Raw genomic sequence first — 21,994 nt, forward strand, 5'->3', positions numbered from 1 at the left:
GTGCCGGGGCACGACCGGTACGGGGCCGGGGAGGGGGAGCGGGCCGCGATCGCGGCCGGGCATCACGCGGTGCAACTGCGGGCGTGTGGGGTCGTCGGTGAGCTGGTTGCCGCCGGGGTGCCGGATCTGCGCGGAGCGGGGCTGGCGGACTAGATCCGCGAGCGGCTCGCCGGGCACGACGTGTCGGCGGCCGCCGGCCTGCTCGACGGGCTCGACCACCGGCTCCAGCAGGTCCGGGACTGCGGCCTGCCCGACACGCTCGTGCACGGCGACCTGCACCCCGGCAACGTGCGCGGCGACGGCCGGCGGCGGGTGGTGATCGACTGGGCGGACTCGTTCGTCGGCCACCCCGCCTTCGACATCCTGCGCCTGACCGAGGACGTCGACGCGGACGCCGCCGCCCGGCTGACCGGCGCGTGGGCGCGGCGCTGGCGTACCGACGTGCCGGGCAGCGACCCGCACCGGGCCGTCGACCTGCTCCAGCCGGTCGCGCCGCTGCGGCTGGCCGCCGTGTACGCGATGTTCCTCGCCGCCATCGAGCCGGGCGAGCATCCGTACCACGTACACGACGTGCCGGCCGCGCTGGCGCGAGCGGCAGCTACTCCCTAGACCCGGCGGACCGGGATCCACAGCTCCGCGTCGGCGGTGCCGCCGTCCTCGGCGACCCGCACCCGCGAGATCTCCGGCCCCGGGCGGGCCTCGTACGGGTTGGACGGGAACCAGGACGTGAACACGGCCCGCCACAGGTGCTGCACCGCCACCGGGAACGCCCCGGAACTGGAGAACACCGCCCAGTCACCGGCCTCGACCGGCAGGCTGTCCAGATCGCCGGGCACCTCCGCGCCGGTCACCGCCGCGTACCAGTAGTCCAGCTCGGCGCCCTCGTCGCGGGAACCGGCCAGCTCGGCGCTGACGTTGACGATCCCGCGCGGCTCCTGGTCGGACAGCGCCTCGATGCGGCGTACGGTGACCGGGTCGATGCCCCTGACGAACGCCACGATGTGCGGGTTCATCCCCTCGTGCACGAGCGGCACCCGCGCTTTCAGCCCGGCGAGCCGGAAGGCGTCCTTGGTCACGATCCGGTAGTCCATGCTGGTGTTCCCTTCGACGACGAGCCGGAAGGACAGCCGGGGCTGGGACCGCAGCACCGCCCCGGCCTGCCGGGCCTGCGTCGGCCCGACGCCGTGCACGGCCCGGAACGCGCGGGCGAACGCCTCGTTCGAGCCGTAACCCCAGCGGACCGCCACGTCGAGCAGTGACTCCCGCCCCGCGAGCACGTCCGCGCCGGCCAGCGTCATCCGGCGACGGCGGACGTACTCCGACAGCGGCAGCCCGGCCAACGCCGAGAACAGCCGGCCGAAGTGATGCTCCGAGACGCCCGCGATCCGGGCCAGCGCGGCCACGTCGAGCGGCTGCTCGAGCCGCTGTTCGAGGTAATCCAACGCGGCGTTGAGCCGATCCAGCACCCGATGTTCCTTCCTGGTGACGACCTCGACGCTAGGTTCCCGGCCGTCCACAGACCCGATCACACCGGACCCGGTCCGGTCGCCTCATTCGACACTGGCGGGCGTGTCGCATCATGACGTGGTGATCTTCCGGAAGCGGCACCGCCACAAGAAGAAGAGCCGGGACTGGTGCAACTGCGACGTGCCCACCTGTGACGGGCCGGGCTGCTGCGACCTGGGTCTCTTCTCGATGCTGCTCACCCTCGGCTCGGTGACCGCCGGCGTCGTGCGCCGACCCGCCGTGGACCGCGCCGGCCGGGCCGCCATCCTCGGTTACCGGCGCTGGCTGTCGCACCGCTGGCCGGCGACCTGCCGCTACACGCCCACGTGCAGCGCGTACGGGCTCGCAGCGGTCGAGCGGTACGGGCTGGCGGTGGGCGGTCGGATGGCCGCCGACCGGGTACGCCGATGCCGTCCCGACGTGCCGCACGGCACCCACGACCCGTTGCGCTGACCGCGCTCGCCACGTCGGGGAGGTGGCGGTGTCCCGGTGCGCCGGATGCCGCCACTCCGGCGACCTGGTGTCGATCAAGGCGGTGGCGGTCATCCGGCCGACGTGGGGCCGCCGAAGACGACGGGGACGCCGGGGGAGTAGAGCACGCTCACCGGTGGGCCGTCCGGCGCGGGCAGGCCGGCGGCGGTGACCAGCTCGTCGTCCAGGTCCAGCAGCTCGGCGCGGTGCAGCGGCCACTGTGGATGCCAGTTCGGCACGTGCAGGGTGCGGCCGTACGCGCGGGTGTGCAGGCCCCAGCGCGCGGTGAGGAAGTGTTCGAGCGGCGTCGGCTCGGCGATCGGCGCGCCGACGCGCACCGTCATCCGGCTGGACGCGCCGGACGGACCGGGCCAGCGGCGGCGGCAGCGGTAGGTGAGCGTGTCGCCGGAGCGGTCCAGCCGCATCGCCGACCACTTGTACGGCAGCCGCAGGCTCAGCTGGGCCACCAGCACCGGCACCAGCCGGGACGCGTCGAGCGAGCGGAACACGACAGCGCGCCGCCCGGAGCCGTCGACGGAGTAGAGGCGGACGTTCGTCTCCCAGAACGTGCCGAAGTACGGCACGCCCGGGCCACGGCCGAGCCCCAGCCCGACCATCCGGAACCCGATCAGCCCGACGTAGGTGAGCCCGTCGAACGTGTCCGGCCGGGTGCCGGCGGGCAGCAGTGGCGCCACCCGCTCCGGCGGGACCGCCCAGTGCAGGAACGCCAGGTCGTGCCAGCGCTGTGCCAGCCAGACCCGGCGGATGGCGCGTACCGGAGCGTGCTCGACCGGCTCGATCTCCACCGGCCCATCCTGCCTCCCCGACGCAACCGGACTCACTCCGGCCGGTGGCAGACCGCCTCGACGTTGTTGCCGTCCGGGTCGCGGACGAACGCGCCGTAGTAGGTGGCGTGGTATTCCGGCCACTCCTTCGGCGCGTGCAGCACCTCCGCCCCGGCCGCGACAGCCGCCTCGTGGAACGCGCGCACCGTGGCACGGTCGCCGGCGGTGAACGCGATGTGCACCGGCACCGGCGTGGCGTCGGACGGCGCGGGCTCCACCCAGAAGTCGGGCTTGTCGACGCCGTAGCCGATCGGGCCGGGCTCCATGAGCCGCCGCGCGCCCAGCGGGGCGAGCACCGTGTCGTAGAAGGCGCCACTGGCCGCCAGGTCGCGTACCGCTACGGAGAAGTGGTCGAGCACGTCGCCTCCCTGCGATCGTCGTTGACCGCGCCAGGCTACGAGCCCTCTACGACACTTCCGCCGCCCGGTTTGCGTCGCGCCCGCCGCTGCCGGGCAGCCGTCGCGGTGACGCCAGCCGTCGTCGAGCGCCCGGGCTCGGTGGTCCAGCCTCGTTGAAGACGTGTGCCATCCAGAGCGATATACCTCAGAGTCATGATTATGACTCTGAGGTATATCGCTTTTGCCTCCATGTATTTCCGGCGGCGGTAAGGACCGTCGGGCGGGATGCTGTCGCCGCCGGGCAGTGAATGAACTCGCCCACCGCGCCCCGGATTTCCGCACGCCACCCACCACGTAGTGGGTTCTGTCCTCGGCGCCGAGCCGTACCGTGCTCTGCGCCAGCAGCGCGCCGAACACGACGGCGTACCCGATCAGCGGCGGGGCGTCGGGGTTGGTGGACCGCCAGCACGGGGGCGAGCACCGGCGCCGCGAGCACGGGCCACCACAGCGCGGTGGAGACCGGATCGTCGACGAAGTCCGCGAGCCGTCCGAAAGGGATTGCTCACGCAGCGTAGGATCGCGTGCGACACAGCCGAACACACGGGGGAAACGATGTTCGAGCGCCTGGGCAGATTCGTCGTGGGCAAGGCGTGGTGGGTGATCGGCGGCTGGGTCGTCGCCGCGATAGCGATCATCGCCGCCAGCCCGTCACTGAGCGACATCACCTCAGCCGACCAGGAGAGCTTCCTGCCGAGCTCCTACGAGTCGGTGCAGGCCACCGAGCTGGCCGGGAAGTCGTTCCCACAGGCGGCCACCGCCACCGCCACCGTCGTGGTCAAACGCGGCGACGGCAAGCCGCTCACCGCGGCCGACGAGGCGCGCGTGGGGCAGCTCGCCGCCGCGCTCAAGGCGCGGAACATCCCGCAGACCTCCGGCTACCTGACCGGGCCGCAGGCCGTCGCGCCGGACAAGTCGGTGCAGGTGGTCACCGTCGGTCTCGACGCCGACAGCCCCGACGACCCGGGCCTGCTCGACGCCGTACGCGATCTGCGTGCCGCCCTCGGGCCGGACCTGGCCGGCAGCGGCCTGACCGCCGGGGTGGCCGGCGACGTGGCCAGCTTCGTCGACAACGAGGACACGTTCAACGACGCGTTCGCGGTGGTCGGCGTCGCCACCATCATCCTCATCATCGGGCTGATCCTGATCATCTTCCGCAGCCCGATCGCCGCGCTGCTGCCGGTGGTGGTCATCAGCGTGGTCATGTCCGTCACCACCGGCCTGGTCGCCGCCGCCGGCAAGGCGTTCGACCTCAACGTCAGCCAGGACCTGCAGACCATCCTGCTGATCGTGCTGTTCGGCATCGGCACCGACTACATCCTGTTCCTGCTGTTCCGCTACCGGGAACGGCTGCGCGCCGGTGACGACAAGCGCACCGCGATGGTCGTCTCGGTGCAGCGGGTCGGCGAGGTCATCACCTCCGCCGCCGGTGCCGTCATCGTGGCGTTCCTGGTGCTGCTGCTCGCCTCGCTCGGCTTCTTCGGCTCGCTCGGCCCGGCGCTCGCCATCGCCGTCGGCGTCATGCTCGTCACCTCGCTGACCCTGATCCCGGCACTGGTGTCGCTGCTCGGCCGGTGGGTGTTCTGGCCGTCGAAGGCGTGGCAGCGCCCACCGAAGGCGACCCTGTCCCGGCGGCTCGGCGCCGCCGTCGGCCGCCGCCCGGCCGTCGTCGCCGCCGCCTCCGGCGTGCTGCTCGTCGCGCTCGCCGCCGGGGTGCTCGGCTACAAGGCCGACTACGACTTCAGCGCCGGCTTCCCGCAGGACACCGAGTCGGCGCGGGCCGCCCAGGACCTCCAGCGCGGATTCGCCGCCGGTGCGCTCGCGCCCACCGAGGTCTACCTGACCACCGGCAACGGCACCCCGCTCACCGACCAGCAGGTGAACGACTTCGCCGCCGCGTCGGCCAAGGCGCCGGGCGTCGGGCGGGCGCAGCCGCCGGAGCGCAGCGCCACCGACCCCAGCGTCGCCCGGATCAGCCTGCTGCTCAACGAGAACCCGATGTCCAACGAGGCGATCACGCTGGTCCGCGACGACCTGCGGGACGCGCTGCACGCGGCCGCGCCGCCGGGCACCAAGGCCCTCGTCGGCGGCGCCACCGCGATCTTCGCGGACATCAACTCGGCGAACAACAGGGACCTCTCGGTCATCCTTCCGGTCGCCGCCGGCCTGATCGCGCTCATCCTCGGGTTGCTGCTGCGCAGCCTCGTCGCGCCGGTCTACCTGGTGATCGCGGTACTGCTCAACTTCGCCGCCACGCTCGGCGCGACCGTGTACGTGTTCCAGGGACTCCAGGGCAACCCTGGCGTCACGTTCCAGCTGCCGATCATCCTCTACCTGTTCGTGGTGGCGATCGGCACCGACTACAACATCCTGATGATCGCCCGGCTTCGCGAGGAGGCGCGCGAAGGCCACGAACCGCACGAGGCCGCCGCGATCGGGGTGGAACACGCCGGCCCGACAGTCGCCGCGGCCGGGCTGATCCTGGCCGGCACGTTCGGGGTGCTGATGCTCGCGCCGATCTCGTTCCTGCAGCAGATGGGTTTCGCGGTGGCGATCGGGATCGTGCTGTCCGCGTTCGTCATGTCGATGTTCTTCGTACCGGCGCTGACCGGGCTGATCGGCCACACGGCATGGTGGCCGGGGCACGGCGACGAACGGCGCAACGGCGGTGGCGGCGGCCGGCACGCGGCGCCCGAGCCGGCGGACGCGGCGCCGGTCTGACTGTGACCCGCCCCGGCGCGGCTCAGCCCTCGCCGGGGCGGACCAGCCCGCTCTCGTACGCGATCACGACGAGCTGCGCCCGATCCCGGGCGTTCAACTTCTGCAGTAGCCGGCTCACGTAGGTGCGGGCGGTATCAGGGCTCAGGAACAGCGCCTGCCCGATCTCCGTGTTCGACCGTCCGGCGCCCACCTGCGCGAGCACGTCCCGCTCCCGGGCGGTCAGTCCGGCCAGCCGCGCCGGGTCGGCCACCGGCGAACGGGCCGCCGCCGCGAGCACCCGCCGGGTCACGGCGGGAGACAGCAGCGCGTCGCCACCGGCCACCGTCCGGACCGCGTCCCGCAGGGCGTCCGGTGCGGTGTCCTTCAGCAGGAAACCGGCCGCCCCGGCGCGGATCGCCTCGAACAGGTACTCGTCGTCGTCGAACGTCGTCAGCATCACCACCTGCACGCCGTCCAGCGTCGGGTCGGTCAGGATCCGCCGGGTCGCCTCCAGCCCGTCCCCGCCCGGCATGCGGACGTCCATCAGCACGATGTCGGGTCGCTGCTCGCGTACCACGGCGAGGCCGCTGCGGCCGTCGCCCGCCTCGCCCACCACCTCGATGTCCGGCGCCCGGTCGAGCAGCGCCCGCAGGCCGGTACGGACCAGGTGCTGGTCGTCGACGAGGACGACGCGGACCGGGCTCACGCGGCGACTCCCGCCAGCGGCAGGCTGACCGCCACCCGGAAACCGGTGCCGCCGGATGCGGCGGTGCCGTTCTGGACCGTGCCGGTTTCGACGGTGCCGCCCAGCAGGGCGACGCGCTCGGCCATGCCGCGAAGGCCCTGACCCCTCCCGTCCGCCCGACCGGCGGGTGGGCCGCCGCGACCGTCGTCCACCACTTCAAGCGCGAGCCGAGCGGCCGTGGCGCGCACCGTGACGGTGACCCGGGTGGCCCCGGCATGGCGCAGCACGTTCGTCAACGCCTCCTGCACGACCCGGTAGACGGTGCTGCCCACCACCGCCGGCAGTCTGTCCACCGGCCCCTCGACGCGCAGGTCGACTGCCAGCCCGCCCTGGCGTACGCCCTCCACGAGCGCCGGGAGCCGGTCGAAGCCGGGGGCCGGCTCCCGTGGCCCGGGCTCGCGGCGCAGCGTGCCGAGCGTGGCCCGCAACTCCGCCATCGCGCTGCCGCTCACCGACCGGATCGCTGCGAGCGCGCTCTCCGCCTGCGCCGGGTCGCTGTCGGCGAGCGCCTCCCGGGCCACTGCCGACTGCAACGTGATCACCGACATCGTGTGCCCGAGCGTGTCGTGCACCTCCCGGGCGATGCGCAGCCGTTCCGCCTCGACCTGGCGGGCCGCCTCCCGGTGGCGCTCCTCGTCGGCGGCGACCGCCTGGCGGATCAGCGCCGCCCGCAGCGACCTGCGGTTGCGTACCGCATCACCGAGGGCGATGACGGCGAGCAGCAACGCCGCCTCCGAGCCCAGTTGCGTACCGACGACGACGCCGACGTCGTCGCCCTCGGCCAGCCGCGCGACCACCGACACGGCCAGCAGGCTCCCGGCGACCACAGCAGCAGGGACCACCCGCCCGCGTTCCGACGCCCGGTAGAGCACTGCCGCGGCCGGGGCGGCCACCCCGACCGGCGGCAGGTCCAGCGCGTAGTACAGGAGGATGGCGACCGCCGTGGCCAGCAGCGCCGGCACCGGCCACCGCCTGGCGCACAGCACCAGCCCACCGAGCACCGCGCCGACCACCACGGCGAGCGCCGCGCCGCCGGCAGCGGGCCGCTCGGCCGCCACGGCCACCGCGACCAGGCCGAGCGTGGCCGCGGCGAGCAGCGCGTCGGCACGTGTGGGCAGGGCGTCGGGCACGCCTCGAGCCTAGGTCCGCGCGGCCCTTCGCCGCTGTCGTCCGCAGGCGTCAGGGACAACCCCGAGGCGTACGCCGAGAAGCGACAACCGGTCGCGCGGCCACGCGGACGACGGTGCCCGGCCGCCGACCTAGCGTCGATGGCGTCCCCGAGACGTGAGGAGAACCCTCGTGGTACGCACACGACTGACCTGGATAGCCCTAATTGCAATGGTTTGGGCTTCGATGATGTCGTTCGGCGGGGTGGCCGCCGAGACAGTGATGCTCTATCCGAACATCTTCAACGACGCGCCCGCCTCCCTCGACCGGGCCCGCGAGTTCCTCGTCCACGGCGGACCGCACGACTACTTCCCGCCGCTCGGCGCGTCGGTGATCCTGAGCAGCGTCGCCGCGACACTGCTCATCTGGCGCGACCGCCGGCTGCGCTGGTGGATCGCCGGCGCCACAGCCGTCTTCGTCGTCTGCGAGTTCCTGTTCTCGGCGGTCTTCTTCTGGCCACGCAACGAGATCATGTTCGTGGACCCGGTGGGGACGCACTCGCCGGAGTACCTGCGGCAGGTCGCTGCGGAGTTCGTCGCCGGGCACTGGGTGCGCGTCGCCGGAGGGGCGGTCACCGCCGTCCTGGCGTTCGTCGCGCTGTTGAAGTTCGTGCGCTCGACCGCGCCGGCCCCGGTTTCGGCTCCCGCGACTGCTTCTGTTTCGGTTGCGGAATCTTCCGAGGCGACGCGATGAGCGGGGCCCGCCGTGCCCTCGGGTTCTCCTGGCCGGCGCTGGTCGCGCTCGCCGCGCTGGCCGCCCCGCGCGTGGCTCTGCACGACCTGGGCGTGGTGCCGGAGGGCACGATCGTGGCCGCGCTGCTGGCGGTCGGGCCGCTGCTGTGCTGGGTGGCCGCCGTGCTGTGGCGGCGGCCGCCGCGCCCGTTCCTGACGCTCGTCGTGGTCGTGGCGCTGTACGGGGTGTTCCTCGCGGTCGGTCACCAGGTGTTCTGGGACTCGTCGCTGGGGATGGACGCGCCGGGGATGGCCGGGCTGGCGCCGAAGGCGCGGGAGGCGTTGTTGCGGGGTGCTGCGGCGATGTCGAGCCTGGTCACCGGGACGATGGTGGGGGTGGTCGCGGGTGGGGTAGCGGTGCTGCTGAGTCGGCGGGTTCCGGCGGCCCCACGCTGATGCATCCCGTCGTCGACAGTATCTAGGGAGGTTGTTTCCAGCGCAAGAAGGCCCATTTAGGCAGGCCGATTAGCTGAGTGCGAGGGGTCCCGCCGGGAGGACTCGTGCCGGTAGGGTCCAGGAACGCCTTGTGGGGAGGTGAGGTCGATGCTTGCTGAGCGCGAAGTGCCGCATGCCTTCGAGGCGGTGCGGAACCTCATGGTCAATTCTCGACCGCAAACCCGTGCTCGCTCCTATACGACCAAATCTGATGTGTGGCCGGCCGCACCGGAGGGCGTTGGAGCGGTACGGGCCCGCATGTCCCTGACCGCATCGACGAGACGGCGGGCGGCGCTTTCCGCCGACTCGTGCTCCCAGATTCGTATGACGGTCCAGCCCGCGCCTTCGAGTTGGCGGGTCGTCTCACGGTCCCGCTCACGGTTCTTCAGGATCTTCGCCTCCCACCACGCCGCATTTGCCTTGGGCCATGTCGCGTGCTGGGGACAGCCGTGCCAGAAGCAGCCGTCGACGAACACGGCCAGCTTGACACGGGTGAAGGCGATGTCGATCGTCCGCCGAGGTAAGCCGGTGACGGGGAGACCGACCCGGTACCGCAGCCCTTCCCGATGCAGGGCGCGCCGAAGCGCCAACTCGGGCTCGGTGTCCTTCCGGCGCTGGCGTTGCATACGACCGCTGACGCCGGCTGAGCTGGGCACGGGTCGTTGGGGCACAGCCCCACCCTAGACGTGGGACCGGCCCTGTCGTCCCAAGGGTTCTCATGAGCTTTACCTCTGCTAGTCCTGCTCAGATCTCTGAAAAGGGTGGTGCATCTTGGGCCTGTACACGGTCTTCGCGGACTGGGCCAGGCGAAACGGCGTCGAGGCAGCCGTGCTCAGCTTCTCGGAATCGCTACCGGAAGATCTTGTCGAGAAGTTTCGAGGCCAGTTCGAGGCTGACAAGGCGAAGGTGCAGGCCGGAGGGCCACCGATCATTACGGCAGGGTCGGACGACTGGTACAGCGGGCCAGGAGAGTCGGACCGCTACTGGCTCGCGTTGAGGGAACGCTTCGAGGCCGAGGGATGGCCGGCCGAACGCACTTCCTCCGTGGATCATTCGTCCAGCACCGTAGTGGCCCACACCCCGCGCCCGGACCGGACCAAGTGGGACGCGAAGGGACTCGTCGTCGGCTACGTGCAGAGCGGGAAGACGACGAACTTCACGGCCGTCGTCGCAAAGTTGGCTGACGTTCAGTACCGCCTGGTCATCGTTCTCTCCGGTATTCACAACGGGCTTCGTCGACAGACTCAGGTGCGCCTGGACCAGTATCTGAAGGACCTCAACCCCGACCGTTGGGTGACCCTGACGGAGGAGTCGCGAGACTTCGTGAAGCCCTCGCACGACGCGTCGGCGGCTCTCAGCCCGGAGAAGACCGTTCTAGCTGTCGTCAAGAAGAACGCCGCTGTCCTGACCAAGCTCATCAGGTGGTTCGACACGCCCAACGGACGGAAGGCACTCGAGTCCGCGCCGGTATTGATCATCGATGACGAGGCCGACCAGGCGTCGGTGGCCACCGGCCGCATCAACCCGCTCATTCGGCGACTGCTCAGCCTCATGCCGAAGTGCACCTACGTCGGGTACACGGCGACGCCCTTCGCCAACGTCTTCGTCGATCCCGCTCAGGACGACCTGTATCCGAAGTCGTTCATCCTGAATCTGCCGCGTCCGGACGGCTACTTCGGGCCGGAGAAGATCTTCGGTCGGGATGCGGTCGAATGGGAGGCGGGCGACGAGCAGGGACCGCCTGACGGCTACGACATGGTGCGTCTCGTCGACGAGGAGGACGTGCCCCTGTTGCGGCCGGGCAGCAGGGAGTCTGCGGACGGATTTGTCCCGACCATGATCGACGAGCTGGTGAAGGCCGTTCACTGGTTCTGGTTGAGTACGGCCGCGCGTCGCGCTCGGGGGGACGACGGCCACAGTACGATGCTCATCCACACGTCCGTCAAGATTGCCGTTCACGAGAGTTATCAAGCACCCCTCGAAGCGATTCGAAGAAGAGCCAGGGCGGGATTGCTCTCCGGCCGGCCAGAGGTGCTCGACCATTGGCGTAACTTGTGGGACGAGGAGTCGCAGCGCGTGCCCGCAGAGGACTTCGGCCGCAAGCAGAACTCGTTCGATGAGGTTCTGCCGCACCTGGCCGACGTCGTCGCCTCGACCCGAGTCGTCCTGGACAACTACCGGAGCCAGGATCGGCTCGACTACTCCGAGCCGTCGGTGGTGGCAATCGCGGTCGGAGGGAACACTCTCTCCCGGGGACTGACTCTGGAGGGGCTCGTCGTCAGCTTCTTCGTGCGCGGGGCGACGGCGTACGACACCCTGCTTCAGATGGGGCGCTGGTTCGGGTACCGCACGGGTTTCGAGGATCTGCCGCGCATCTGGATGACGCCGAGCCTGGCAGCCGCGTTCCGACACCTTGCAACCGTCGAGCACGAAATGCGTGACGACATCGACCGTTATCAGAGAGAAAATCTGACGCCGACCCAGGTGGCCGTCAGGATTCGCACGCACCCGGCCCTTCGGATAACGGCCAAGATGGGCGCCGCCCAGCCGGCATTCATCTCGTATGCAGGCCGTCGTCTGCAGACGCGGTACTTCCGGCACCGGGATGCCGACTGGTTGGACGGCAATCTCCAGGCGGCTGAGAGCTTCGTGCAGGAGGCCGCCCTGCACGGTCGGCTCGACGAGGACGTGCGTGGAGCTCGGCTGATCCGAGACGTGCCCGTGTCGATCGTGAAAACGTTCCTGTCGCGCTATCAGGTGCACGAGGACTCGCCGGACCTGGATCCCGTTCTCATGGTGAAGTACATCGACCAACAGTTAACCAGCGACCGGCCGAGTCTGGCCGCCTGGTCGGTCGCTGTGGTCATAGGTGAAGGGCTGGCAGCGAAGCTTGGGGGCCTGAACGCCAGGTACTCGGTACGGTCTCGACTGAACGACGGCCAGAGCGAACGAGCTGACATCAAGACGCTGATGAGCAAACAGGACCGAGCGCTCGACCTGGGCCTGACGCTCGCCCAGGCGCGAGCAAAGAGCGAGAGCGACCTGGTCAAGCTGCGCAACAATGATCCGGTCTGTCGCGACCGAGGGCTGATCGTTCTCTATCTGATCGATCCGCGCAGCGAGCCCGTGAACCCACACCAGGGCACCCAGGAAGCTTTGCCGCTACGCACCGCGCTCGGCGCGGTGGGGCCAGTGGTCGGTCTGGGCATCACCTTTCCGGGAGACGTCCGGACGAAGAGCATCCAGGCCAGCCATGTAGCCGTGGATCTCACCGATGTCGAGAGCGAGAACGTCGATGAGGCGCTCGACGTCGACACCGAGGAGATGGCATGACGAAGATCGAACCGACCATGCTCGAAAGAGCGTGGGCGGTATTGGTGCCGCCGCGTGTGAAGGAACTTGCATCCTTTCCACTCGATGTCCTGGCAGGCGCGCAGCCGTGCCGAGTCGCGACGGATGCCGCGGGTACCCGTCATCTTCTCGTTCCGGCCGATGACGAAGCCGTCGCAGCTGATCCTCGGCCGGCCGTCCTGGGGACTGCGATCCGCAAGCTTGCCTTCGAAGGGCCGGCGGTGACGTACTTGGACATCTCGTGCGCGGAGCCAGACCTCTTCTCGGAGTTCGACGAGGTCGTCACGGATGTTCTGGAAGCCGTGTCCGGAGCCCGGCGGCCCGCATCGGCGGCGATGAGGACCGTGACGCGGTGGCGACGGCTTTTCCGGAGCCGTCTCCTCCGTGGTCTGCCCCGCCAGGCCAAACTGGGGCTGTTCGCGGAGCTGAGCATGCTCTCCTCCCTCGTCCAGGCGAATCCCGGCTTTCCTGTCGAGGCCTGGCGAGGACCACTCCACGAGCCGCACGACTTCGAGGCGGCAGCCCGATGCATCGAGGTGAAGGGTCTTAGCAGCACGAGCGACGGCATTGTCGTGCACGGGCTGGAGCAGCTGAACATCCACGACGACCGGCCGCTGGACCTTGTCCTGCTCCGAGTGGTGGAAGACCTGGACGGTCGAAGTGTGAGCGATCTCGTCGAGCAGCTCCGCGGCGCCGTGGCGTCTCGGACTGACCTCGGCGTGCGCCTGTCGGCGGCAGGCTGGTCCGAGCAGCCCGACAGGCCCGACCTCGACACGTTCGCGGTCGAGGAGGTGCTCAGGGTCGTGGTGGGCGCCGGCACACCCCGAATCGTCCCGTCGTCGCTCGTCGGTGGCGCTATTCCATACGGCGTCGGAGAACTGAGTTATCAGGTCGACCTCGCCGCTCTGCTTCCACTCAGCGCGGGGGCGTCCCTGGCAGAGATCGCTGAGGAGGCGGTTCGTTGAGCGGCCGTTGGTGGTCACAGCCATTTGCACCGGAAGGCTCGGCGGCCGCGGAGGGGATCGTCAAGCAGCTGGGGAGGCCGGCACTGGATCCGCTCACCGTGCTGGTGAGAGAAGCAGCGCAGAACAGCTGGGACGCACGCCTCCCGGACGCCGCGGTGGAATTCGGGATCGACGTCCGCATGCTGGGTGACAACGTAGAAGCATGGCGACAACTGCTGCTGCCGGGACCGGACGCGGAGTCGGCGCTGGATCTCGACTCCGCTCTGAGGGCCGACGCTGCGGTGCTGGTCGTCTCAGACCGAAACACGCGAGGTCTCGGCGGTCCTCTTCGCGCCGGGAAACGAGCGTGCGACGGCACGACACCGGACTTCGTGCAGTTCATTCGTAATGTCGGGGAGCCGAGCGACCATCAGTTCGGCGGTGGCACATACGGTTTCGGCAAGGGCATCTTCTATCGACTCAGTGGAGTCGGAGCCATTCTTGTGGACACCAGTACGGCAGAAGGCGGCCCTACCGGACGCCGGTTGATGGGCGCTGCCCTCGGCCACAGCTGGTATCAGAAGGACCGACGTTTCACGGGCCGTCACTGGTGGGGGCAGGTGGCGACCGACGACGTGCCAGACCCCCTGTTGAACCGGGATGCCGATGCAGCGGCGGAGGCTCTTGGACTACCGGGCTTCGCCGACGGCCGCACCGGGACCGACATCGTGATCCTCGTCGCCAACCTGGGTCTCGCCGGGCCGGAGCCGGACGCCCGTGAGAGGACACCGGCCGAAGCCGCGACCTTCATCACCTCTTCGATCTTGTGGAACTTGTGGCCGAAGATGGTTCCGGATGAGCGCGGCAGCCGGATGCGCTTCGCCGTGGGTGTCGACGGTTCATCAGTCCCGGTGCCGGCTCCGGACACCATCGACGACCTGGTTCCCTTCGTCGAGGCGCTGCGAGATGTTCGGGCGGGAAGAGGAGCGGCCTACTCGCGCACCGTTCCGCCGAAGCATGCAGGCTCCTTTGCGATGGCATTAGGGGCCGCCGACGGAAGCCGCCGGTTGTCGGTGACAGCAGCGAGGCCCTTCGACGGGCCGTCCCACCATGTCGCCCGGATGCGGGTCGCCGAACTGGTCGTGGACTACATGCCAGGCCCGCCGCACCCTGACTCGCGCCTCTCGTACGGCGGGGTGTTCAAGGCATCCGAGGACGCCGATGAGCTGTTCGCGCAGTCCGAACCGCCCACGCACGACGACTGGATATCCAAAGGCCTTAGTGGCTCGGCTCGTGGTGTCGTCGTCGGGGCACGCACATTCGTCAACAAGCAACTGGACGACAAACTCGGTCTCGGACCACAGGCTGGCGGCTCAGGCGGCCAAGGTCTCGGTGAACTCTCGGCCATGCTCGCCGGCATCGTGCCCGCCCGCTTCGACACCGTTCAAGACGCCGGAGGGCATGCGAGCGGCGGCCGCTCTCGCCCGGACGGGGGACGGGGTTCGTCGTCGGGCGGTGAATTTTCCGGAGCCACCCGGCCGCAACGAGGTGGGAAGGCGCGCTTGACAGGTACGCCGTCCCTGCGGATTCATCAGGGGTACCCGTATCTCGTGGCACAGGTGAAAATTCCCGCGGACTCGCAGACACGGATCGTGACCGCGGACGTCGAGGTGGTCGTCGAGGGAGGAGGTCGGGAGAGCGAACCGCCATTGGGTGCCGCCCTCCCGCAGATCATGCAATGGCAGTCCGCCAACGGGGACGTCATCCAGGGAGGGAGTATTCAAGTGCCACCTGATGAGGAGTCGGACTGGTACGTGTACTCCACCTACCTACCCGACGCCGTCGTACGCTTCCGCGTGAATCAGGTGGCCGCCAGTGCCGGCTGAAGTCCGCCCTTATCTCGTTCCTGATGCCGGCACTGTGGTTTGGCAACCATGGATGTTGCTTGACGGTCATGAGTGGGAACCACTGCCGGACGAGTTGGCGGGTTGGGACCCAGGCACGGACCTTCGGGTAGCGCGGCGTGTCCAGGTCGATGCCGCGAGGTTCGTCCAGGAGACCGGGGTCGAGCTCCGGAACGTCGCCTTGACTGTTTCCTGGACCAGTTCGACGACGAACATGACGGAGGCCGCTCCTCCGGCACAATTCGACGCGGCAGGCGGTGCGGTGGTGGACACGATCCTCGTCGGGGAGCGCGTGTCGGGAGTGCTGACACTGCGGACCACAGTCAGCGTTGTCCATCCACCGGCCGGTCGAGCGGTAGGAGTTGCTGTCGTCCCGGGATCCGTATTGGCCGAACAGGTCCAACGGGTACTCCTGGAGAACGTTTCCTCCATGTTCCCGGTCAGCGAGATCGACTTCTCGCAGACTCGCCTCTCGCCGACCGCGAGCTGGCATCTCGAGACCAGTACCGATCTGACCGCCTCGTTCTACGGAACCTTCCGAGTGCTCATCAACAGGCGCGACGGGGAGCTGAGCGCCGCTGTCGCCCGCGGTGCCAGAGACAAGCGGCAACAGGCGTTGCTCGATGAACTTCAGGCGGGAGTAGCCGGTTTGCTGGTCGAACTCGCATTACATTTGCGCGACGACCTCGCCGATCGCGACGAATGGCTGCCGGACAGCGTTGGAGATGTCCTTTCCAGAATCCTTGCAGACGCGCCGCTGTCGATTATGGCCCCACCTTCGCCGGTGGATCTGGCGGAATTCAGGACGCAGATATCGGGGGCGGTCAGGCGCATAGGGAAGGGGCGCGTGTTTCGGTGAGCGAACTCTGGCCACACTTGCCGGCGGTCGTCGGCGGGGCGATGTACGCTCAGGTGAAAGCAGGAATCGATCTTGCCCCTCAGTCAAGCCATCCGGATCAGATCTGGGCTCCGGTGGGCGGTCGTGTATCCCCCCGCCGCATTCGCGAGCTCGCCGACGTGCTCTCTTCCCTCGGGGCGAGGTACGGCTTCCCCGGGTCGGCGGCACCTGAGGCGCGAATCGCCTTCGATCGAGATGCGGCCGCGATCGTGCGCGATCACATGGACTTGTCATGGGCCGAAGCCGGCAACCGGGATCTCTGGTCGTTCACCTCGCTGGTCGTTCTGCCGCACCTGACCAGATGGCGGTTCGGCACGGAGAACCGAGAACGGTGGGTTGCCACGGACCTGACCAGGCACACCTGGGCGAGGCTGTGGTGGCAGGCCGTCGTCTTCGCTGGACACGAGGAAGTTCTTGCCGCCCTCACCGAGAGCGATCTCAATCAGCTGCTCGAGCGTCGCAGCATCGGTGGCGATCCCCGTCTTGTGCTCGAGATCGCTCGTGCCGTGACCGGGCTCTCCGGAAATGCCCCTCGCCGGGCAGTCATTCGGGATGTCACGCTCAGGCTGATGCGATATCTGGCATTTGTCGATGTTCGGGCATTGACCGACCAGCAGATTCGAAACCTGTGCTCCGGGTTGATGGCCGAAACCCTGAGGCGGCTACCGCATGACGGGCTTCCTCACCAGCGACGGGACAACGTGTCGGCAATGTGATCGGCCACTGCCATTGCCAGTTCGACGGGCGCGGCGTTGCCGATCTGCCGGGCGTTCTGACCTTGGATCGACACCACTTGAAGTCGTCCTTGAAGCCTTGGTGTCGGTCAACGGGCGAACCATGGTTGCTATCGCGACCACAACGTTCGTGAGAGCGATGACTCTGGCCGGATCTCGTACTCGCGGACCAGACGCCGGCGCAGCATCAGCGTGCCGAACGTCCGCTCGGCGAGCCACCGCTTCTTGACCGGCACGAACCCGGGCGCGGTGTCGGACGCTTGACGCCCTCGATGTTGATGCCCAGGACCGCGCCATGCACGGCGAAATCCTGTACGAAGCCCGGGCCGATCCAGGCAGGGGTCGACTCGGGGCATGGCCGGCGACCTCGTCGAGCAGTTGATCCCGATCGCGTTGTCGGTGATCGACGCTGCGGTGACCACGACCACGATGATCAGCCCCAACGTGTCCGGGGCTTGACCCCCGACCCTGGACCTCCATAGGAGCATCGGGATGGCGCTGGCTAGTTGGGGTAGCAAGACATGGCGTATTAGGCTTCCATCTGGTTCGTTTGCTCGGTACCTTGATCGACATGTCAGCACCTGCCTGGTTTGCGGAGAAGCTCGGATGGAAGAAGGCCACGGCGAAGACCGCTGAGCTTTGCCAAAAGGCCTTCGGCCTCCCGTATGGGCCAAACCTCGCCGATCTTTCCGGCTCATCGAGCACTCTGATTGCCGGTGAGGCATATCGCATCCTCGGCATTCCAACTAGTCGGAGAACTGATTTTGATATCGGTGCGCTTGAAGCGAGCCGAAATGAAGGCGATGGCGAGAAGCTTAAGAGGATCCCAGCCGCAGGAACTGCTCTGGAGGAGGGCCTCCGGCGTGACATCGAGGAATCCCTCTACAGTAGGGTGCCGGGGGATGGCGATGCCTCTGGGCGTAAGAGGTGGTACGTCACGAGAAGCGGAGATGCTCGACAGTTCGCCCAGTACGAGCATCTCGCGCGGTTGCAGAAACTATTTGAGGAGGAGTCGACACTCAAGACAACGGTGGGACGGGACTACCAAGTCTCAACCGACGTGATGGTCGGCGTGCCGAGCCACTGGGCTGGCACGCAGCCCTATATGCTCCACGCGGCGCTTTCATCGAAACTTACGATTAGATCAGACAGGGTGCAGAACATCCGAGTGGAGTTCGGCACCCTGGTACGGAACCGCCGGGGCAGGCTTCCTCATCTAGTGGTCGTTACGGCCGAGCCATTGCCGAGTCGGATCATCTCGATTGCGAGAGGCACCGGTGAAATCGACGCCATCTACCACCTCTTGTACGACGAGATCGATGAAGCTCTCCACCTTCTCAGGGGGCAGAGTAGGCACCTGACGAGTCAGGCTGACGGCTGGGAGGAGATGGTGGCCATGAAGCGCTTGCGACCCTACAGAGAACTCGCTGAGGTACTCGTCTCGGGCTAACGAGAACCTGCATCAGGAAAGGCGTCCCTTGATTTGCTTGGCGATGGCAGCAGCCAAACCGGAAGGGACAGCGTTGCCGATCTGCTTTGCAATCTCGGTTTTCGAGCCGCACCAGAGGTAGTCCTTGGGGAAGTCCTGCAAAAGGGACGCCTCATAGTGAGTGATCACCCGGTTGACTCGACGTTGGGGATCCTCGGGGTCCCACTGGGGGTGCAGGTACTGACCCTTCTCCGGCTTGAAGAACTCGGTCCGAATAGTCAGCGACGGTGCATCCCACCGCATCCGGCCCATGACATCGGTCGTTCCAGACTTCTTCTCCCGCCAGCATCGCGATAGCAGGTGGTCCGGCAAGTCGAAGCGACCGCCCCCGGGAGGGACGTGGTCGTACCGCGCGAGCGACAGGTCGGTTGGTTTGCGGCCGAAGTGGATTTCACTGCCCTTGAACACTCCGCGGATCCGGTGGCCGAAGTATTCGGTCATCGTCTCGGGCAGCTCGGTCGTCGCCGGCCGCTCATCGAGCCCGGCGATACGGCTCCGCACCGTCTCCCACGGCTTCAGATTTCCTGTGGGGTTCTTGTCATGAGTTGCGTCCGGCAGCGGGATCGCGCCGACTCGGGAGCCGATGACGATCGTTCGAGGCCGCCGCTGGGCCACTCCGTAGTTCGCGGCAAGTAGGACCCCGGTCGTCAGGGTGTAGTCCTTGATCATGCCGTGGTCTGCCTCCGCGAGCAGGAGCTGGAACTCGCTGGTGCGGGAGAAGCGCTCGACGTTCTCGATGACGAAGACCTGCGGGCGGGCAGTCACGACGAAGCGGAGGTACTCCTTCCACAGCTTGTTACGGGGGTCTTCGACGTCCTTGCTGCCGAGGTTGGAGAACCCTTGGCATGGGGGTCCACCGATGATGACGTCCGCTTGGGGGATCTCGTCCTCCCGCACCTCGGCGATGTCGGTCCACCGCGTGTGTGCCTCGCCGAAGTTCGCCGCGTAGGTAGAGGCGGCCGCCCGATCCCACTCGACCGCCATCACAGATCGGAAGCCCTCACGGTGGAAGCCGACGGTCATGCCGCCGCAACCTGCGAACAGGTCGATCACGCTTGGCTGGTCGCTCACCTGCACCATGCTAGAGCTCCTCATCGTTGAGATGTCGGGGGGCACGCCCAAGGAGTGTCGAACACATGTCTGACGAGTCGTGGGCGTCGCCGCACGGGGTCCGCAAGGCGATGCAGGGCGCCAGAGGCCGTGAGAACAAGCCGGAGCTCGCCCTACGTCGCGCCTTACATGCGTTGGCACTGAGGTATTTCGTAGGCCGACACCCCATACTTTCTCTGCGTCGTACCGTGGACCTTGTCCTCCCACGTGTTCGGATGGCTGTCTTCCTCGACGGCTGCTTCAGGCATGGATGTGGGCAGCACCACACCGTTGCCAGGATGTGGCACTGGCACTGGGTACAGCCCTCTCTGCATTGTCGGCGCCTCGGCTGGCAGGTTGTCTCAGGCAAGTAGTCCTGCCCGCGACGCCAGCGGGCGCAGACCCGGGGTCGCGGCTCGTTTGTCCTCGGTCATGAGGTCGAGCAGGAGTGTTCGCGCTTGCACGTTCGCATGCACCGCCTCCGCGGCAACCCGCTCGGCTTCAAGGAGGTGCAGCACCGCCGTGGACCTGTCCGCCGAGGCGATGAAGACGGCCGTCGCCAGATCGACGTGCACCCCAGCGCGTCGTCCGACAACGGCGGTGGGCAGGCGAGACGTGTCGATGCGCTCTCCGATCTCCAGCGCGTGAGCTGCTTTCCTGGCGCGGACTGCGGCCGAGACGGAGTGGATGGCGACGTTGGTCCGGCCGAAGGCTGTCCACAGCCGGTTCTGTTCTGTGCCCAGCTCTGTGGCCAGCCCTTCCGCCTGCGAGAGGTGCTGCGCAGAGTCCTTGATGTTTCCCTGCCCTGCGGACAGGAGGGCGGCCAGGAGCAACAGCGCACCACGGGCGGAGATCAGATCAGGATTGCACTTGTGACCGTACGTAGCCAGACGATCTATGCTGGTGTGTGTGATCCTCTCGGCCTCGGCGGCCCGGGTCGGCATTTGTATCAGACCGCAGGCAGCCTGATAGGCAGAGATCGCGACGAGAGCCTGATCATCGCTGAGTCGCGCTGCGGTGGCTGCTCGGTCCGCACTCAAAAGGGCGGTCTCGCCGTCGCCGACCTTGGCCGCGAGCTTGGCGGCTGCGATATAGGCAACGGCAAGAAGCCGGAAGGCGTCTCTTTGATGAGCGCCGGACGTTCGGCGGGACAACTCGACTGCCTGACACAGCACATCTGGCAGCAGACGGGCGGCGGTCGAGTAGCTGGCTTGTTGATAAAGGGTGTGGACGCGGCTCACGGAGCGTCGGAGCTGGGCGGAGGACTGAACCGGTCGGGCCGGCAGAGCGAGGTAGTCGGTCAGAAAACCCCGCAGGCCGCTCAGGAGGTCTGACCGTGCGGCGTCTGCACCGCTGGCGTCGTAGCCCTTTGTCGCGTCTCCCATAGCCTGTCCTCGGCGCCTGACCACTGACACGTCGGCGAGCATGTCATCGACCTGGTCGAGCGTAACGCTCAACGCGAAGGCGATGCGGGTTCGATGCCACGGGTGCGGATCGGTCTCGGCGTTCTCCCACCTCACCACGGTGGACCGCTCCACACCCAGGATGTCGGCCAGGCGCTCCTGGCTGTACCCGAGAGCTTTTCGCCGCTGGCAGAGCCGTTGCCGCTTGAGGGCCACGCGGGCCTCCCTCCGTTCCGTCGTCAATGTAGTCACAACCCGTCAATCTCGCGGGTTGCTGGATGCCTCATTTCTGCGCCATACGGGCGTCTTCGACGCTGTGGCCTCTCTTTCTGCCTGGCGTGAGGCTGGACGCATGGCCCGGGGCGGGTGCCGGGCTCCGGTGGCACCGCGTCCCCCGATCGCGGCTCCCGCCGTCCCCGCCCGCTCCGGTGCCACTCCACGAGAACCGACCCGGAGGCGCCAGCCGATGTCCGCAGTACTCGCCGACTTCCCCGTCCTCACCCCCGTCACCGACGAGGATCTGCTCGTCGCCGCGCTGGCCGTGCGCGTCCACGTTCCCGAGCACTGGCCGCAGGGACCGCTGTGTCGCAGCGAGCGCGTCCCGTACCCCTGCCGGCTGGCCCGGTGGGGGAGGGCGACGCTCGCCGCGGCCGGGCTGCCCGACGAGGCCGTGGCGGCCGGGATGGTGGCGTCGTGATCTACGTGACCGGGGAGCGGGTGCAGGCGTACCAGGTGCGCAGCGCGGTCTTCGACACCCGCTGGCGCGGGCTGGACCCGGCGCAGGTGCACGACTACCTGTGCCGAGTCGCCGACGAGATGGACCGGTTGCACCGGGAGCTGACCACCGCGCGCACCGAGTCGGAGCGGGTCCGTCAGGCGTTGCGGCAGTGGCAATCCCGCCACAACGGGTGCCGGCGACGCGGCCACGATGACTGAGCCGCGCTGGATCATCCACCTGCCGACCACGCTGACCAGCCGGGACGCCGCCGCCGACCTGGCCGCAGCGCTCGCCCGGTCGCTCGGGCACCTGGATGCCGTCGATTTCGGCGAGACCACGCTCAGCGAGGAGGACGCACAGCACCTGCGGCACCGGGTCTGGTGCGATCAGCGGTTGCCCGAGGGTGGACGCTGTGGGCTGCGGAACGGTCACGGCGGGTCGTGCGGGGCGACGGAGCCGCGCTGACGCC

General features: G+C 68.3%; 23 protein-coding genes. 15 read left to right on the forward strand and 8 right to left on the reverse strand.

The window, feature by feature from the left end; all coding sequences use genetic code 11:
- The first annotated feature begins 180 nt into the window (after window positions 1-180).
- A complete protein-coding gene (locus tag BAW75_RS29205; RefSeq protein ID WP_244206308.1) occupies window positions 181-609 on the forward strand; it encodes a phosphotransferase family protein in 429 nt (142 codons plus the stop codon).
- On the opposite strand, the gene BAW75_RS29210 is transcribed toward BAW75_RS29205, so the two are convergent.
- On the reverse strand, window positions 606-1,466 hold the full coding sequence (locus BAW75_RS29210) for an AraC family transcriptional regulator (RefSeq protein WP_104115660.1): 861 nt from the start codon (window positions 1,464-1,466) through the stop codon (window positions 606-608). The two genes, BAW75_RS29205 and BAW75_RS29210, sit on opposite strands and share 4 nt — an antisense overlap.
- Window positions 1,467-1,569: 103 nt before the next feature.
- Here BAW75_RS29210 and yidD point away from each other — a divergent pair, with 103 nt between their 5' ends.
- Entirely contained in the window at window positions 1,570-1,959 is a 390-nt protein-coding gene (gene yidD, locus BAW75_RS29215; protein ID WP_233514578.1) for a membrane protein insertion efficiency factor YidD, read from the forward strand.
- A gap of 89 nt (window positions 1,960-2,048) precedes the next feature.
- Here yidD and BAW75_RS29220 read toward each other — a convergent pair whose 3' ends face one another.
- Both BAW75_RS29220 and BAW75_RS29225 read right to left on the reverse strand, forming a co-directional pair.
- Window positions 2,049-2,783 carry a YqjF family protein gene (locus BAW75_RS29220; RefSeq protein WP_104115661.1) on the reverse strand — a complete coding sequence of 245 codons (735 nt, stop codon included), beginning with the start codon at window positions 2,781-2,783 and terminating at the stop codon, window positions 2,049-2,051.
- Window positions 2,784-2,815: 32 nt separating this feature from the next.
- Window positions 2,816-3,181 (reverse strand): VOC family protein, encoded by a 366-nt coding sequence (locus BAW75_RS29225; RefSeq protein ID WP_104115662.1) that lies wholly within the window; start codon window positions 3,179-3,181, stop codon window positions 2,816-2,818.
- Between the two features lie 591 nt (window positions 3,182-3,772).
- Between BAW75_RS29225 and BAW75_RS29235 the strand changes: the two genes are divergently transcribed.
- Window positions 3,773-5,938: an MMPL family transporter gene (locus tag BAW75_RS29235; protein ID WP_104115664.1), complete on the forward strand. Its 2,166-nt coding sequence runs from the start codon at window positions 3,773-3,775 to the stop codon at window positions 5,936-5,938.
- A gap of 22 nt (window positions 5,939-5,960) precedes the next feature.
- Here the strand turns inward: BAW75_RS29235 and BAW75_RS29240 are convergent, their stop codons facing one another.
- Together BAW75_RS29240 and BAW75_RS29245 are read right to left on the reverse strand one after the other, a co-directional pair.
- Window positions 5,961-6,623 carry a response regulator gene (locus tag BAW75_RS29240; RefSeq protein WP_104115665.1) on the reverse strand — a complete coding sequence of 221 codons (663 nt, stop codon included), beginning with the start codon at window positions 6,621-6,623 and terminating at the stop codon, window positions 5,961-5,963.
- Window positions 6,620-7,792: a sensor histidine kinase gene (locus BAW75_RS29245; protein WP_104115666.1), complete on the reverse strand. Its 1,173-nt coding sequence runs from the start codon at window positions 7,790-7,792 to the stop codon at window positions 6,620-6,622. Before BAW75_RS29245 ends, BAW75_RS29240 begins: the two co-directional genes overlap by 4 nt.
- 223 nt (window positions 7,793-8,015) lie before the next feature.
- Between BAW75_RS29245 and BAW75_RS29250 the strand changes: the two genes are divergently transcribed.
- Both BAW75_RS29250 and BAW75_RS29255 read left to right on the forward strand, forming a co-directional pair.
- Window positions 8,016-8,522, forward strand: a complete 507-nt coding sequence (locus BAW75_RS29250) for a DUF1772 domain-containing protein (RefSeq protein ID WP_167435633.1) — start codon at window positions 8,016-8,018, stop codon at window positions 8,520-8,522.
- Window positions 8,519-8,956, forward strand: a complete 438-nt coding sequence (locus tag BAW75_RS29255) for a hypothetical protein (protein WP_104115668.1) — start codon at window positions 8,519-8,521, stop codon at window positions 8,954-8,956. The genes BAW75_RS29250 and BAW75_RS29255 overlap by 4 nt, the downstream gene beginning before the upstream one ends.
- A gap of 233 nt (window positions 8,957-9,189) precedes the next feature.
- Here BAW75_RS29255 and BAW75_RS29260 read toward each other — a convergent pair whose 3' ends face one another.
- A complete protein-coding gene (locus BAW75_RS29260) occupies window positions 9,190-9,666 on the reverse strand; it encodes a very short patch repair endonuclease (RefSeq protein WP_244206309.1) in 477 nt (158 codons plus the stop codon).
- A gap of 100 nt (window positions 9,667-9,766) precedes the next feature.
- Between BAW75_RS29260 and BAW75_RS29265 the strand changes: the two genes are divergently transcribed.
- The 6 genes from BAW75_RS29265 (at window position 9,767) to BAW75_RS29290 (ending at window position 18,276) form a co-directional block, all read left to right on the forward strand.
- Window positions 9,767-12,328 carry a Z1 domain-containing protein gene (locus BAW75_RS29265; RefSeq protein ID WP_104115670.1) on the forward strand — a complete coding sequence of 854 codons (2,562 nt, stop codon included), beginning with the start codon at window positions 9,767-9,769 and terminating at the stop codon, window positions 12,326-12,328.
- A complete protein-coding gene (locus tag BAW75_RS29270) occupies window positions 12,325-13,311 on the forward strand; it encodes a PD-(D/E)XK motif protein (protein ID WP_104115671.1) in 987 nt (328 codons plus the stop codon). Before BAW75_RS29265 ends, BAW75_RS29270 begins: the two co-directional genes overlap by 4 nt.
- Window positions 13,308-15,176 carry a hypothetical protein gene (locus tag BAW75_RS29275; RefSeq protein ID WP_146074915.1) on the forward strand — a complete coding sequence of 623 codons (1,869 nt, stop codon included), beginning with the start codon at window positions 13,308-13,310 and terminating at the stop codon, window positions 15,174-15,176. Before BAW75_RS29270 ends, BAW75_RS29275 begins: the two co-directional genes overlap by 4 nt.
- Window positions 15,166-16,053 carry a hypothetical protein gene (locus BAW75_RS29280; protein WP_146074916.1) on the forward strand — a complete coding sequence of 296 codons (888 nt, stop codon included), beginning with the start codon at window positions 15,166-15,168 and terminating at the stop codon, window positions 16,051-16,053. Before BAW75_RS29275 ends, BAW75_RS29280 begins: the two co-directional genes overlap by 11 nt.
- Window positions 16,050-16,808, forward strand: a complete 759-nt coding sequence (locus tag BAW75_RS29285; protein ID WP_146074917.1) for a DUF6339 family protein — start codon at window positions 16,050-16,052, stop codon at window positions 16,806-16,808. Before BAW75_RS29280 ends, BAW75_RS29285 begins: the two co-directional genes overlap by 4 nt.
- A gap of 589 nt (window positions 16,809-17,397) precedes the next feature.
- Window positions 17,398-18,276, forward strand: coding sequence for an NgoMIV family type II restriction endonuclease (locus tag BAW75_RS29290; protein WP_104115684.1), 879 nt, complete (start codon window positions 17,398-17,400; stop codon window positions 18,274-18,276).
- 12 nt (window positions 18,277-18,288) lie between these two features.
- Here BAW75_RS29290 and BAW75_RS29295 read toward each other — a convergent pair whose 3' ends face one another.
- The gene (locus BAW75_RS29295; RefSeq protein WP_104115675.1) at window positions 18,289-19,395 is read right to left on the reverse strand and encodes a DNA cytosine methyltransferase; all 1,107 of its coding nucleotides are present in this window, start codon (window positions 19,393-19,395) and stop codon (window positions 18,289-18,291) included.
- 101 nt (window positions 19,396-19,496) lie between these two features.
- Between BAW75_RS29295 and BAW75_RS33535 the strand changes: the two genes are divergently transcribed.
- Window positions 19,497-19,778, forward strand: coding sequence for a hypothetical protein (locus BAW75_RS33535; RefSeq protein WP_420915052.1), 282 nt, complete (start codon window positions 19,497-19,499; stop codon window positions 19,776-19,778).
- On the opposite strand, the gene BAW75_RS29305 is transcribed toward BAW75_RS33535, so the two are convergent.
- Window positions 19,767-21,023: a helix-turn-helix transcriptional regulator gene (locus tag BAW75_RS29305; protein WP_167435634.1), complete on the reverse strand. Its 1,257-nt coding sequence runs from the start codon at window positions 21,021-21,023 to the stop codon at window positions 19,767-19,769. The genes BAW75_RS33535 and BAW75_RS29305 overlap by 12 nt on opposite strands.
- A gap of 250 nt (window positions 21,024-21,273) precedes the next feature.
- Here BAW75_RS29305 and BAW75_RS29310 point away from each other — a divergent pair, with 250 nt between their 5' ends.
- From BAW75_RS29310 to BAW75_RS29320, 3 genes are read left to right on the forward strand one after another with little or no spacing between them, the layout of a single operon-like run.
- Entirely contained in the window at window positions 21,274-21,504 is a 231-nt protein-coding gene (locus BAW75_RS29310) for a hypothetical protein (RefSeq protein ID WP_069087551.1), read from the forward strand.
- Window positions 21,501-21,743, forward strand: coding sequence for a DivIVA domain-containing protein (locus BAW75_RS29315; RefSeq protein WP_064446890.1), 243 nt, complete (start codon window positions 21,501-21,503; stop codon window positions 21,741-21,743). Before BAW75_RS29310 ends, BAW75_RS29315 begins: the two co-directional genes overlap by 4 nt.
- On the forward strand, window positions 21,736-21,990 hold the full coding sequence (locus tag BAW75_RS29320; protein WP_104115678.1) for a hypothetical protein: 255 nt from the start codon (window positions 21,736-21,738) through the stop codon (window positions 21,988-21,990). The genes BAW75_RS29315 and BAW75_RS29320 overlap by 8 nt, the downstream gene beginning before the upstream one ends.
- Window positions 21,991-21,994 lie beyond the last annotated feature (4 nt).

Source organism: Micromonospora chalcea (genome assembly GCF_002926165.1).
In the GTDB taxonomy this organism is placed as follows: domain Bacteria; phylum Actinomycetota; class Actinomycetes; order Mycobacteriales; family Micromonosporaceae; genus Micromonospora; species Micromonospora chalcea.

What these genes read in the sequence shown, in the direction of transcription:
- BAW75_RS29310 (WP_069087551.1), top strand. Translation starts at nt 21,274, where the DNA reads ATGTCCGCAGTACTCGCCGACTTCCCCGTCCTCACCCCCGTCACCGAC.
- BAW75_RS29235 (WP_104115664.1), top strand. Translation starts at nt 3,773, where the DNA reads ATGTTCGAGCGCCTGGGCAGATTCGTCGTGGGCAAGGCGTGGTGGGTG.
- BAW75_RS29290 (WP_104115684.1), top strand. Translation starts at nt 17,398, where the DNA reads ATGTCAGCACCTGCCTGGTTTGCGGAGAAGCTCGGATGGAAGAAGGCC.
- BAW75_RS29270 (WP_104115671.1), top strand. Translation starts at nt 12,325, where the DNA reads ATGACGAAGATCGAACCGACCATGCTCGAAAGAGCGTGGGCGGTATTG.
- BAW75_RS29250 (WP_167435633.1), top strand. Translation starts at nt 8,016, where the DNA reads ATGATGTCGTTCGGCGGGGTGGCCGCCGAGACAGTGATGCTCTATCCG.
- BAW75_RS29320 (WP_104115678.1), top strand. Translation starts at nt 21,736, where the DNA reads ATGACTGAGCCGCGCTGGATCATCCACCTGCCGACCACGCTGACCAGC.
- BAW75_RS29295 (WP_104115675.1), bottom strand. Translation starts at nt 19,395, where the DNA reads ATGGTGCAGGTGAGCGACCAGCCAAGCGTGATCGACCTGTTCGCAGGT.
- BAW75_RS29255 (WP_104115668.1), top strand. Translation starts at nt 8,519, where the DNA reads ATGAGCGGGGCCCGCCGTGCCCTCGGGTTCTCCTGGCCGGCGCTGGTC.
- BAW75_RS33535 (WP_420915052.1), top strand. Translation starts at nt 19,497, where the DNA reads ATGCAGGGCGCCAGAGGCCGTGAGAACAAGCCGGAGCTCGCCCTACGT.